Below are 12,250 nucleotides of genomic sequence, written 5' to 3'. Positions count from 1 at the left end.
CCTATTTATTCATGCGGGCTCTTGGATGAGCTTGCTCATAGACTTCTTTGAGCCGGCCTTTGACCGCCGGCTGGTAGATCTGCGTCGTTGCGGGCGCTTTATGGCCCATCATCTCCTGAACGGAACGAAGATCCGCCCCTCTTCCCAACAGATGGGCGGCGAAGGAGTGACGCAGGGTGTGCGGCGTGATGTCCTCGTTCAGTCCCGACTCTGCCGCGTATTTCTTGATCAGCTTCCAGCAGCCCTGCCTTGTCATCCGGGTGCCGAGATGATTCAGGAACAGCGCCGGTTCGTTCTTGCCTTCGCGAAGCAGGGCCGGCCTTGCTTCCCGCGTATATTTTACCATCCATTCCACGCAGAAGGAACCGAGCGGAACCATTCTTTCCTTGCCGCCCGGCCCTACGCACCGAAGCAGCCCAAGCTCCGGATAAAGATGATCCTCATCGAGCGCGAGCAGCTCCGACACCCGCAATCCCGTTGCATAGAGCAGCTCCAGCATCGCTTTATCCCGCAGCCCGGACGGCGAATCCAGCTCCGGCGTTTCGAGCAGCCGTTCGACCTCCTCCTCCGTCATCGCCGAATAAGGCTTTCTCTCGGCTCGCGGCGCTTGCAGGGTTAACGCCGGATTGTCCGGCACGATTCGCTTCGTCTGCAGATAATGAAAAAAGGATCGAATGGAAACAAGGCGCCTGGACACCGTCGAATTCGATCTCGCCAGTCCGCGCAGCTTCATCAGGTAAGCGGACAAGTGGCGGTTATGAATATCCTGAACCCGGCCGATCCCGAGCTCCTCCAAGTAGAGAAGCAGATCGGCCAAGTCGCTGCGATAGCCTTCGAGAGAATTGCGCGCCAGCCCTTTCTCTTGCTCGGCTTCCTTCAAGTATGCGTCCATGTGATCTCTCATGGGCTTCCCAAGCTCCTTTGTTGCGTACAGCTCCCGCAGCCTCTAGGCTGTCTGCCGCTTCGGGCTAGCGAGCGTACCCGGTTGTCGATTCATGTCTCGCCTATAATTGAATTCCCCGCCCCGTGGAAAATATCCTGCTCATTCGCTGCTCTCACAGCTAATCTCCCCGTTACTCTCCCAGCCACCAGTAGAGCTTTAGCCGCTCCTTCGCTTCGGAGACGCTCTCGGACGAATCGCCCGCTTGGAACACCTTGGCGGATCGTCCTTCCGGTACCTTGTAGGGATCGACCGGAACCAGCCATCCTTGCATCCAGCCGAATACATGATGGACCATAACCGTCAAGACAAGGAACAGCAAGGTAAATTGCAAGCGTTCCAGCCATTTTCCCGATCCGCTTCGCATGACGCTCTCGCCCTCTCTCGAATGAGTTGAGAGCATTGTATTCGGACAAGGATCGTTTCATGACCGCCGAGCCGGGCGAACCTTCCGGCTCATTCGTCCATACATTGCAGGAGGGATGGCCAAGACCGCCCAATCCGTCTGATCCAGGGAGAGTTGCGCGCATGAGACCGGTAGAACAGATTCTGTCCCTCTCCGTCAGGGCGAAGCCCTCGCCGTCGACCGAACGCCGAATCGTCGCCTTGAAGGGAAGCGGCGATTATCGCAAATGCCTGCAAGAGCTTACGTCCGCGGGAATCAAGCCGGTGAAGAGCTCAAGGGCGCTCCGCCTGATCTGCTGCCATGCGGATAAGCGGCACCGTTGGTCCCGCTTGCGCAAGCACCCGCGGATTGCCTACGTCGAGAAGGATGCGAAGGTATCCGCCCACGCTCGCTTCCCGGCATCCAAGAAGCGTCTGTCTCTGAGGACTCGTCAGGCCTGTCCGGTCAAAGCGCCGTGGAACGTATGCCGGGTCCAGTCTCCCCCTCTCTGGAAGCGAACGCAAGGCTCGGGCGTCAAGGTCGCGATTCTCGACACCGGCATTGCCCCGCACCGCGATCTTCGCATCGCGGGCGGAACGAACGCCATCGTCCCGGGAGGCTCATTCGCCGATGACAACGGGCACGGCACCCATGTGGCCGGGATCGCCGCCGCGACGGGCCGCGGCCGTCTATACGGCAATGCGCCCCGAGCCGGCCTTTATGCCGTCAAGGCGCTCGATCGCAAAGGCGAAGGCTACATCTCGGATATCGTTCAAGGAATCGATTGGTGCATCGCGAACGGAGTGCGGGTCATCAATATGAGCTTCGGCATGGCCGGAGACAGCCTTGCGCTCCGCAACGCTCTGAAGAGAGCGAGGCGCCGGGGAATCGTCCTCGTCGCGTCGGCGGGGAACTCCGGACGCTTCAGCGGCGGCCTCGACGCACCGGCGCGTTATCCGGAGACGATCGCCGTGGCGGCGTCGACGCGCGGCAACCTTCCCGCTTTCTTCTCCAGCCGCGGGAGAGGCATCGCCGTCGCGGCCCCGGGAGTGAACATTCTCTCGACGGCGAAGAGCGGCCATTATGTAAGAATGTCCGGCACGTCCATGTCAGCCCCGCATGTCACCGGCGGCGCGGCGCTTCTTCGCGGCTATGCTCCAAGACTGTCGGCCGCCGGAGTCGCCAGGCGGCTCCGCCGTTACGCTCTGAGAATTCCCGGCGGCGGCAATGCGGTCGGATCCGGCCTCCTTCAGGTCGCCCCCGCAGCCTATAATCGATCCCGGCGAGCGGGAACCGCCAAGAACAAAGGCCGATGCTAAGCCCAATCGCCCGCTGACCTGCTAACCTTTACCCCGAAGTCGGACCGACGCCAAAACCGCCCTAACCCGGCTTCGCCCGAAGCGGGGTCGGGGCGGCTTCAGATGCCCGCGTCAATTCGATTCCTGCGATTGCCCGTGGTCGTGAATCTTCTTCAGAACGTCGGTCATCGTGTTTCGAAGACCGGTCAGCTCCTCGATCCCCATCCCATATTGCCGATAAAGCTGTTCGGGAATCGTACAAGCCCTCTCCTTCAGAGATCTGCCCTGCTCCGTCAGCACGATCCGGACGCTTCGCTCATCCGATTGATCGCGCGTCCTCGTCAAATGGCCGGACGCTTCCAGCTTCTTCAGGAGCGGCGTCAAGGTTCCCGAGTCCAGGTAGAGCCTCTCGCCCAGCTCCTTCACGCTGACATCGTCTTTCTCCCAGAGCGCGAGCATCGTAATGTACTGCGTATAGGTAAGGTTTAACTCCTTCAACAGCGGATGGTAGAGCTTCGTGATCTCGCGGGCGCATGCATACACGGCAAAACAAAATTGATTCTCCAGCTTCATCAAGTCGTCGCTCACGATACTATCCCCTTGACTGGCGATTTATATTGTATAAAATTGAATTGTACCATAGATTATAGAGGAGGGAAAACCGGATGAACGTTTATGATTACCCAGTCCATACGAATCATGGCAAAGAGGAGAACTTGTCCAAGTATAAGGGGCAGGTGCTGCTCATCGTGAACACCGCGACCAAATGCGGCCTCGCCCCGCAGTTTGGCGGCCTGCAGCAGCTCCATGAGAAGTATGCGGAGCGCGGCCTTGCCGTCGTCGGATTCCCGTGCAACCAATTCCTGAATCAGGAGCCGGGCACCGATTCGGAGATCTCCAGTACCTGCCAGCTTAACTTCGGCGTGACCTTCCCGCTCTACGCCAAGATCGACGTCAAGGGCAAGAGCGCTCATCCTCTCTATCGATACTTGACGAAGGAATCTCCCGGTTTGTTCGGCTCGAAGGCCATCAAGTGGAATTTCACCAAATTCCTGATCGACCGCGAGGGCCGGATCGTCAAGCGCTTCGCCCCGACCGTGCCCCCCGAGAAAATCGAGAGCTATATTCAGAAATTGCTATAAAGGCGGTTTCCTCGTCTTCATCCTACATGGTAAAAAGGATGCCATCAACCCGTTGAAGGCTGCTCTGGCATCCTGATTGGAAAGATTTCTTTATGCTCTCGCTGGCGACGCGCTGCCTTCGGTTCCCTTGTCCGCCTCTTCCGCCTTGGAGCGGCAATTCGCGCAGATCCCCGTGAAGTCGAGCCGGTGGTCCAGCACCGTGAAGCCGTATTCGGCTTCCAGTTTCTCTTCTAGAGGAGTCAGCCAATCTTCCATAATCTCCGACATCGTCCCGCATTGCACGCAGATGAGATGATGGTGATGATGCTTGTTGCTCTCGGTTCGAAGATCGTATCTGGCGACCCCGTCGCCGAAGTTCATCTTCTCTACGATATGCATCTCGCTAAGCAGCTCGAGGGTACGATAGACGGTAGCGAGTCCGATCTCCGGCGCGATGTCCTTGACCAGCATGAAGACGTCTTCCGCGCTGAGATGGTCGGCTTCGTTCTCCAGGAGAACGCGTACCGTCGCTTCCCTCTGCGGGGTTAACTTGTAGCCCTGGGATTGCAATTGCTGCTTCACTTTCTCGATTCGGGCTTCCATTGTTCTCCCCCTTAGACCGTTCAACGCATTTTGCTTCCATTATAGGGGGAGGTACTTTAGGAAGTCAAACCCTAGCGGCGAACGAATCGAGGAATCTTGTATTTATTCGCTATTTTCCGACCCTTGAATGGAGAAGGCCAGTCCGGGATCCGGGGCGATTCTCTCGATGACGAGGGGCGAAACGTACGCTTCGTAGAGAGAGGCGGCGGCCAGCATAAGCAGCATCGCTCCGGCAACCGCGGTATGGGCGAGCAGCGGAGGCAGCATGTTACCCTTGCGCCGGAACAGCCTCTCTCTCACGACATAATACGCGAATCTGGAAGCGGAGACGCTGGCGATGATCAGGGCGGGAATGACGATGAGGTTCTGCGGGGCGACCGCGGCAAGCGACAGCAGCGCGCCGTGCCAGCTCAGCTCCCGGACGATCAGGCCGACCGAGAAGCCGAGCAGCACTCCTTTGAGAAAATCGAGAACCATGACGAAGGGCAAGCCGATGACGGAGAGCCCGAGCATCCAGATCAGCAGCAGCCACTTGGCATAGAGGAAAAAACGGTCCCAGAACGCTGCCCCCGCATCGAGAGCGGACGGATCGGAGAACGTCTGCCAATAGACCTTCAGCCTGTCCGCCAAATCCTGCTGCTGGTCCAGCGTCAGCGCGTTGACGAGCACGGCTCCGAAGACGGCCCCGGACAGCAGCAGCACTCCTATGAATATATACATGTTCTGATTGTCTCGGGCAGACAGGTTCCACAGCCGCAAGTTCACGGGCATCGCCCTCCTCGTCCACTTCAGCATCCTTCGGTGCCTATGTGTATGACGGACAGGCGTTGAATATGCTTCGTCCCCTTATGGGCGCCGTTCGATGCGGCCGTAGGTTCCTCCGCTTCCGGCCGTCAATTCCAGCCTGTCCTCTCTGGCTTCCACGATGAGCCGGGCCAGTTTATCCCCCGCCACCTCGGCGATCCGCTCCGGCGGACAACGATGCAGAATGTCCATCTCCGTTCCGACCTCGTCCAGAAGCCGCTGCCTCATGCGAGGTCCAATTCCGGGGAAGAAGGAGAGAGGAACCTGCCGTATATAGGGGGGGCGCTTCTCCATCCCCGTGCCTTCCTCGCGATCGGCGAGCTCTTCGATCCGTCCGGCCACTCCCCGTACCAGCTTGCGGCTGCCGCAGCTCGGACAGGCTTCCGCGACGCCTTGCTTGTCGCTTAACGCCTTCTTGCATGAGGCGCAGAACGTCGTATGATACTTGCCGAGCCTCGGATGAAGCCCCAGGTTGGAGACGATGCTCCGTCCTCCCTCGCCGCGCAGCGCCATGACCCATTCCTCGAAGGTGGGCTCCTTCACCGACAGCTCATTGCATTCCCTGCCGATCATCCCGGTCGAATGGGCGTCCGAATTGGTGACGTAAGGGAATCGGTCCAGCTCCGTCAGCCGGGATGCCATGCGGGTATCCGCGCTTAAGCCCAGCTCGATCGCCGCGACGCCTTCCGGATCGAGGCGGTCGGAGATTCGATCGGCCGAGCAGCCGAGCAGTCCCCGATGCGGAGTGAAGACATGGGCGGGAATCACGATGCCGCCTCTGGCGATCGCTTCGGCTTGAAGCTCCCGCGCGGTCGAACGGATGCGCTGCGAGCTGAGGCGAACGTTCTTCATCCGGGGTTCCATCCAGCTCGTCCAGCCCATCATCGATTCTAGCGTCGGAAAATAAACCAGCAGATGAAACGGTCCTCCTCCCGGCTCCCGGACTTCCACTTCGCAGCCGGGCAGGATGACGGTTCGACGATACCGAATCCCTCCGCCTTGCACCTCCTCCATCTCTCCGGACTCCAGGCAATCCAGAATATCCCGCTGCACGGACGGCGAATGGCAGTCGATCACCCCGACGAGATGGACTCCTTTGCGCTCGGACGCCTCCTCCGCGATCGAGCGGAACGTCAGGGCGTTGCTTGCGCTGATCTTGACGGGCTCCCCCCGTCTCGTTCGGCCGATATGGACGTGCAGGTCCGCGAAGAGAGTTTCTTCCCTTGCCTTGCCGTTCATTTATCGATTCCCTTCCAGCTTCTGCAGGCGCCAATAGGCCACGGCGAGCAGCGTCTTGGCGTCGAAGATCCGCCCCTCCCGGATGTAGGCGTCCGCTTGCTCAAGCGTGATCGCCTCGCAGGTCAGGAATTCCTCGTCGTCCAGATGGACTTCGCCTTTCTCCAACTCGTCCGTGTAATACAAATGAATGATTTCCTCCGCGAAGCCCGGAGAGGTCGAGAACGACTGCAGATGCTTGATCGTCTTCGCCCGGTAGCCCGTCTCCTCCTCCAGCTCCCGGAGCGCCGCTTCCAGCGGATCCTCTCCCGGCTCCAGCTTGCCTGCCGGAATCTCGACCTGCACGCGCTCAAGCGGCTTGCGGAACTGCTCGACGACGAGCATCTTGCCTTCCAGAAGAGCGAGTACCGCTACGGCTCCCGGGTGAAGAACGAGCTCCCGGGTTGCCGTCTCGCCGTTCGGAAGCTGCACGGTATCGACCTGAACCTTGATCATCCTTCCTTCGAAGATCGGCTTGGTCTCCAAGGTTTTCTCGTAGAAGGGGTGGTTCCGCGCATCCATGTGGCTCATATTCTGCATCCTCCAGTCATCAATTCGCCCGCGGGCTCATAGGTTCAAGATATAGGCTTGTCCGGGAGAATGCAAGCTAACGGAAGACGGACAAGCGATCGAGAAGGGGGAAGGCCTTCATGCTGAAGCGTTATTCCGATGACAGAAAGATCCAATGGGTCGGTAAAGCCTGGGAGATTCGCGCCGCTCTGCGCCGCTTGAAACAAGAAAAAGGCGGGAGCACCCGCCTTGAAGCCGTTTTGACTCCGCCGGCTCGCGGAAGAGCTTCCGTATAAACGGTTCCAGGCATCCTCATTCTCCGCCATCCAGCCTCACGGAAGCCGTCTGCGGAGCCGTCGGAGACAGGCTGCCGCCTTTCGGTTCGATCGTGAGCGCGAGAGACTCCCAATCCTCCGGCGAGACGTTGCTGGAGTAAAGATGCGCCAGGTCGTCGTTGAATTCGAGCAGCCCCAGGTTCCTTGCCGCGCCGCCGGCATAAGCCCACGCTTGAACGTCCATCTCGTTCGAAGGAAGCATGCCCTCCAGCAGGAGGAACAGCTCGTGCGTCCTCTTGTTGATCCAGACGGTCTCTCGGGTCGGCGGCGGCAGCGCTTCGCTCGGGAGGACGGAGTCCGCGTCAAGCTTATAGACGACCGTATCCGGACGGCTCAGCACCTGGGAGGCGACCGGAACATGATGCTCCGCATAATCCTGGGGATCTACCGTCTTCCCGGGACCGCCCATTCGTCCGTAGGCAAGCACGGCCATCAAGATCGCGAACGCGGAGAGCGAGACCGCCGCGGCTCCGCGGCGCCGAGAGGCCGAGGACAGCGCCCGCTTCGCGCGATTGGCCGCTCCTCTCAGGCGGACGCGCGCTCTTAGCATTGCCGGCGCGCGGAACGACGTCTCCATCTCCGTCTCTGCCGACGCCAAGGGCGAGAGCATCGCTTCCCACTCCTCGCTGGCCGCCGCGCAAGAAGCGCAAGCCTGCCGATGCCTCAGCATGGCGGCCGCTTCCTCCGGATGAAGCTTCCCGAGGTGGAAGTCGATCCAGCGTTCTTCCGTTATATAGCACTCGCGGTCAAGCACGCTCATCCGCCTCCTCCCCGTTCGCCCAGCCCATTTTCTCCAGCGTTCTCCTCAGATGGCTCAGCCCGTATCGCATTCTAGACTTGATGGTGCCGAGCGGCAGCTGCCATTCCTCCGCGATCTCGCGCTGGCTGCGAGACGAGTAGAAGGATGCGGCCAATGCCTCCCTCTGAAGTCCCGGAAGCTCTTCGAGAGCTCTCCTGACCGCCTCTCCCTGTAGCTTGGCCATCACCGTCTCCTCCGGCTGCGCCAACGTGCCCGGCCGCTCTTCCGGTTCCGCGTCCCGCAGCACCAGCTTCTTGCGCTTGCGAAGACCGTCCAGGCAGCGGCTCTTCGTCTGGACGGCCAGCCACGCTTCCACGGATCCCCTCGCCTCGTCGTAGCGATCGGGATGCGCGATGACGGACAATAGCACGTCGTGGCAAGCATCCTCCGCTTCCATTCGATCCCCCAATAAATGAATCGCGATCGGCATCATCAGCGGCATGGCCCGCTCGTAGAACCGGTCGAACGCCGGCCCCGATCCGTCGGCAACGTCCCGCAGCAGCTCCGCCATGTTCTCGTTCCGGCCGATTGCCATCGTGCGCATGCTCATTCCCCCCGTGCTTTCTCCTCATGAATAGGCCCGCTTCTTCGTCTCTATTTAACCCATTCATAGCAGAATCGGCCCCGTCTGAGAATGTCCCCGCGCTCATTTTTATCTCCTTTTAAGCTTGCTTTAAGCGAATTTTTATCCGCGGATTCGGCCGTCCTATAAATCCGATCGTCTTCCCCGGACGTAGCCCTGATGATTACCAATTCATCGCCTCGGGAGGGGTTCTACGTCATGTTCAAATCGATTCGCAACAAAATCTCGGCACTCGCGCTTGCGCTCTGCGTCGGCGCGCTGGCGATCTCCGCTTCGGCGTTCGCCGCCGGCGGCGTCAAGCTGTACACGCCTTACACGAGCCTGTCTGCGGCTCCCGGCGAGACGCTGTCTTATGACATTAATCTGATCAATGACAGCGACTCGATCCAGACGGCCGACCTCAGCTACGATTCGATCGGCCAGGCCTGGAAGACCGAGCTGACCGCCGGAGGCCACCCGATCAGCCAGATCGCCGTCAAGCCGAACGACTCGCAGAGCGTCAGCCTGAACATTCAGGTGCCGTTCGAGGTCAACAAAGGCGACTATACGTTCCGGTTGAACGCCGGCACGTTCGGAACGCTGAACCTCAAGATCAACGTCTCCGAGCAGGGCACGTACAAGACGGAGCTGACCGCCGAGCAGCCGAACATGCAAGGGCATTCCGACTCCACCTTCACGTACAACCTGACGCTCAGCAACCGAACCGCAAGCAAGCAGCAATACGCGCTTACCGCAGATACGCCGGAGGGCTGGGACGCCCACTTCTCCGTCAGCGGCAACAACGTCACCGCCGTCGACGTCGATCCCAACGGCTCTCAGGCGATTACGCTGACGCTTACTCCAGCCGATAAGGCGACGGCTCAGACGTACGAGATTCCGATCCAAGCTTCCAACAGCAGCACGAACGCGAAAGCGACCATGCAAGCCGTCATCACCGGTACCTACGGATTGACTCTGACGACGAAGGACCAACGCCTCAGCGCGAACGTGACGGCCGGCGGCAAGCGGAACCTGGAGATGGTCGTCCAGAACACGGGGAGCGCGGAGCTGACGAACGTCAGCCTAACCAGCACGGCTCCGACCGACTGGGAGGTTACCTTCGAGCCGAAGACGATCGCTTCGATTAAACCCGGAGAATCCGTTCCGGTAACGGCGACGATCAAGTCGAGCGGCAAGGCGCTCTCCGGCGATTATGTCGTGGGAATGACGGCGCAATCCTCCGAGAAATCCAGCGATGCCGCCATCCGCGTAACGGTCAAGAGCTCGGTGCTCTGGGGCTGGATCGGCGTCGTCATCATCGCGATCGTGCTCGCGGGCATCTACGGCCTCTTCCGTAAGTACGGGAGGCGTTGAGCATGGAAGCGGGAGTCATCGAACTGAAGCAGCTCACCAAGAAATACGGCGAATTCATCGCCGTCGACCGGCTGAACCTGACGATCCGGCAGGGGGAGATCTTCGGCTTGCTCGGACCGAACGGAGCCGGCAAAACCACGACGATCCTCATGATGCTCGGCTTGACCGAGCCGACATCGGGCAGAGCCGTCGTCTGCGGCCTAGACGCCACCCGTCAGCCGATGCAGGTCAAGCGCAGGGTCGGCTATATGCCGGACGATATCGGCTTCTACGACGACCGTTCCGGTCTTGACAATTTGATCTTCACCGCGAGATTGAACGGCGTTTCGCCGCAGGAGGCCCGCGAGCGAGCGCAGCTGCTGCTGGAGAAGGTCGGCCTCGCGGACGCGGCGAGCAAGAAGGCGGGAACCTATTCGCGCGGGATGAGACAGCGGCTCGGCCTCGCCGACGTGCTGATCAAGCAGCCGGAGGTCATCATCCTCGACGAGCCTACCCTCGGCATCGACCCCGAAGGCGTGCGCGAGCTGCTCATGCTCATCCGGGAGCTGAGCCGGACCGAAGGGCTGACCGTCCTGCTGTCGTCTCACCACCTGCATCAGGTCCAGCAGATCTGCGACCGGGTCGGCCTGTTCGTCAACGGGCGGCTGATCGCCTCCGGCGATCTCGACACGCTGTCCCGGGAGCTCGACAGGGGGCCGACTCACCTCGTCGAGCTGGACGTGGCGGACTGGAGCTCCGCCTTGGAAACGTCGCTGCTCTCGATCCAAGGAGTGCGTTCGGTGACGAGAAGCGAATCGGACGCCTTGGCCAATCGGTCCGGGGACAAGGAAGGCTCCGAGTTCGTCACGATCCGGGTGGCGAGCAGCGTCGAGGTCACTCCTCTGCTCGCCTCGGCCGTCGTCGCCTCCGGCGCTTCCCTTCTCGGCTTAAGGCCGACCAAGTACGGTCTCGACGACATCTATCATCGCTACTTCGAAGGAGGCGATTCCCATGAGCGGATTCATTGAACGGCTTCGCCTTCCCGGGCGTTCCGGAGACGCGCCGGCGGCGAAGGAGAACGGGGCCGCCGCCCGGGAACGCGGACGGCAAGCTTCGCCGTTCTGGGTGATGGTCCAGAAGGAGTTCGGCGACCATATCCGCAGCTGGCGGTTCATCATTCTGCTCGCGATCGTAACGCTGGCCTGCATCGGCTCGATCTACGCGGCGGTCACCGCGCTCAAAGACGCGCAGGAGGCGGCGACCGGCAGCGGAACCGAGATGGATTCGTCCTTCCTGTTCCTGAAGATGTTCACGGTATCGGACGGCTCGCTCCCGAACTTCCTGACGTTCCTGTCGTTCCTCGCGCCGCTCATCGGGATCGCGATCGGCTTCGACTCGATCAACTCGGAGCGCAACAAAGGAACGCTCAGCCGCATTCTGTCGCAGCCGGTGTACCGGGACGACTTCCTTAACGCGAAGTTCGTGGCGGGACTTCTGCTCATCGCGGTCGTCGTGTTCTCCCTTGGCTTCCTCGTCATGGGAACGGGGCTGCTCACGATCGGTTATCCGCCTACGCCGGAGGAATTCTGGCGCGTCATCGTCGCTCTCGTCATCACGACGATCTATGTCGGCCTGTGGCTGAACCTGTCCCTCCTGTTCTCGGTTCGGTTCCGCCAAGCGGCGACCTCCGCGCTGAGCGGGATCGCCTTGTGGATTTTCTTCCTGGTCTTCTACGGGATGATCGTGAACCTGATCTCGAACGCGACCGCGCCCGGCGATACCGCCGCCGCTTCGTCGATCATCAGCCAGCAGAACTGGATGATGCTGCTGCAGCGGCTCTCTCCCGCTTATCTGTTCCAGGAAGCCGCCTCCACGCTGCTTCTGCCGGACGTGCGGACGCTGAACCCGTTCGTCACGCAGGACCAGGCGTATCTCGCGATCAACGCTCCGCTCTCGTTCGGGCAGAGCCTGCTGCTCGTGTGGCCGCAGGTCGTCGCGATCGTCGCGGAGACCGCCCTCTCGTTCGCCGCGATGTACGTCGCGTTCATGCGGCAGGAGATTCGGTCGAGGTCGTAAGACGGTGTCAGCGAATTGAATTTCACGTCGGCAAAAGCAAACGCTTCGGTCCTCCAGGAGACACATGCCCTCTTATCTGAATCGCCGCTTCAAAAAAAAGCCAATCATTCAAAAGACGCAAAACGGCGGCACAGGGATAACCCTATGCCGCCGTTTCTCAAAATAGCTGCGGCCGAAGCAATGAACTTG

15 protein-coding genes are annotated in these 12,250 nt (G+C 60.4%); 6 read left to right on the top strand and 9 right to left on the bottom strand.

The window, feature by feature from the left end; translation table 11 throughout:
• Position 1 precedes the first annotated feature (1 nt).
• Both ELR57_RS06140 and ELR57_RS06135 read right to left on the bottom strand, forming a co-directional pair.
• The gene (locus tag ELR57_RS06140; RefSeq protein WP_126958139.1) at positions 2-904 is read right to left on the bottom strand and encodes a site-specific tyrosine recombinase; all 903 of its coding nucleotides are present in this window, start codon (positions 902-904) and stop codon (positions 2-4) included.
• 169 nt (positions 905-1,073) lie between these two features.
• Complete coding sequence (locus ELR57_RS06135) at positions 1,074-1,307, bottom strand: DUF4227 family protein (protein WP_126958138.1); 234 nt, start codon at positions 1,305-1,307, stop codon at positions 1,074-1,076.
• 161 nt (positions 1,308-1,468) lie between these two features.
• Between ELR57_RS06135 and ELR57_RS06130 the strand changes: the two genes are divergently transcribed.
• Positions 1,469-2,644, top strand: coding sequence for a S8 family peptidase (locus ELR57_RS06130; protein WP_158629946.1), 1,176 nt, complete (start codon positions 1,469-1,471; stop codon positions 2,642-2,644).
• 111 nt (positions 2,645-2,755) lie between these two features.
• Here the strand turns inward: ELR57_RS06130 and ELR57_RS06125 are convergent, their stop codons facing one another.
• Positions 2,756-3,196 (bottom strand): MarR family winged helix-turn-helix transcriptional regulator, encoded by a 441-nt coding sequence (locus ELR57_RS06125; protein ID WP_126958310.1) that lies wholly within the window; start codon positions 3,194-3,196, stop codon positions 2,756-2,758.
• Positions 3,197-3,288: 92 nt separating this feature from the next.
• Here ELR57_RS06125 and ELR57_RS06120 point away from each other — a divergent pair, with 92 nt between their 5' ends.
• On the top strand, positions 3,289-3,765 hold the full coding sequence (locus ELR57_RS06120; protein ID WP_126958136.1) for a glutathione peroxidase: 477 nt from the start codon (positions 3,289-3,291) through the stop codon (positions 3,763-3,765).
• A gap of 90 nt (positions 3,766-3,855) precedes the next feature.
• Here ELR57_RS06120 and fur read toward each other — a convergent pair whose 3' ends face one another.
• The 4 genes from fur to ELR57_RS06100 form a co-directional block, all read right to left on the bottom strand.
• Positions 3,856-4,347 carry a ferric iron uptake transcriptional regulator gene (gene fur / locus ELR57_RS06115; RefSeq protein WP_126958135.1) on the bottom strand — a complete coding sequence of 164 codons (492 nt, stop codon included), beginning with the start codon at positions 4,345-4,347 and terminating at the stop codon, positions 3,856-3,858.
• 102 nt (positions 4,348-4,449) lie between these two features.
• Positions 4,450-5,112: a stage II sporulation protein M gene (spoIIM, locus tag ELR57_RS06110; RefSeq protein ID WP_126958134.1), complete on the bottom strand. Its 663-nt coding sequence runs from the start codon at positions 5,110-5,112 to the stop codon at positions 4,450-4,452.
• 81 nt (positions 5,113-5,193) lie between these two features.
• A complete protein-coding gene (locus ELR57_RS06105) occupies positions 5,194-6,390 on the bottom strand; it encodes an endonuclease Q family protein (protein WP_126958133.1) in 1,197 nt (398 codons plus the stop codon).
• Positions 6,391-6,948, bottom strand: coding sequence for an NUDIX domain-containing protein (locus ELR57_RS06100; protein ID WP_370452224.1), 558 nt, complete (start codon positions 6,946-6,948; stop codon positions 6,391-6,393). It abuts the gene before it with no gap.
• A 128-nt stretch (positions 6,949-7,076) separates the two neighbouring features.
• Between ELR57_RS06100 and mciZ the strand changes: the two genes are divergently transcribed.
• Complete coding sequence (mciZ, locus tag ELR57_RS06095; protein WP_126958131.1) at positions 7,077-7,232, top strand: Z-ring formation inhibitor MciZ; 156 nt, start codon at positions 7,077-7,079, stop codon at positions 7,230-7,232.
• A 16-nt stretch (positions 7,233-7,248) separates the two neighbouring features.
• On the opposite strand, the gene ELR57_RS06090 is transcribed toward mciZ, so the two are convergent.
• Together ELR57_RS06090 and ELR57_RS06085 are read right to left on the bottom strand one after the other, a co-directional pair.
• Positions 7,249-8,031, bottom strand: coding sequence for an anti-sigma factor (locus ELR57_RS06090; RefSeq protein ID WP_126958130.1), 783 nt, complete (start codon positions 8,029-8,031; stop codon positions 7,249-7,251).
• A complete protein-coding gene (locus ELR57_RS06085; RefSeq protein ID WP_126958129.1) occupies positions 8,018-8,614 on the bottom strand; it encodes an RNA polymerase sigma factor in 597 nt (198 codons plus the stop codon). Before ELR57_RS06085 ends, ELR57_RS06090 begins: the two co-directional genes overlap by 14 nt.
• A 237-nt stretch (positions 8,615-8,851) precedes the next feature.
• Here ELR57_RS06085 and ELR57_RS06080 point away from each other — a divergent pair, with 237 nt between their 5' ends.
• From ELR57_RS06080 to ELR57_RS06070, 3 genes are read left to right on the top strand one after another with little or no spacing between them, the layout of a single operon-like run.
• Positions 8,852-10,006: a COG1470 family protein gene (locus ELR57_RS06080; protein WP_126958128.1), complete on the top strand. Its 1,155-nt coding sequence runs from the start codon at positions 8,852-8,854 to the stop codon at positions 10,004-10,006.
• Positions 10,007-10,008: 2 nt separating this feature from the next.
• The gene (locus tag ELR57_RS06075; RefSeq protein ID WP_126958127.1) at positions 10,009-11,013 is read left to right on the top strand and encodes an ABC transporter ATP-binding protein; all 1,005 of its coding nucleotides are present in this window, start codon (positions 10,009-10,011) and stop codon (positions 11,011-11,013) included.
• The gene (locus tag ELR57_RS06070) at positions 10,997-12,061 is read left to right on the top strand and encodes an ABC transporter permease (RefSeq protein WP_126958126.1); all 1,065 of its coding nucleotides are present in this window, start codon (positions 10,997-10,999) and stop codon (positions 12,059-12,061) included. The genes ELR57_RS06075 and ELR57_RS06070 overlap by 17 nt, the downstream gene beginning before the upstream one ends.
• The last annotated feature ends 189 nt before the right edge of the window (positions 12,062-12,250 follow it).

This window comes from Cohnella sp. AR92, from assembly GCF_003990975.1.
Lineage (GTDB): Bacteria > Bacillota > Bacilli > Paenibacillales > Paenibacillaceae > Cohnella.
This window is presented reverse-complemented; position numbering and strand designations above follow the sequence as displayed.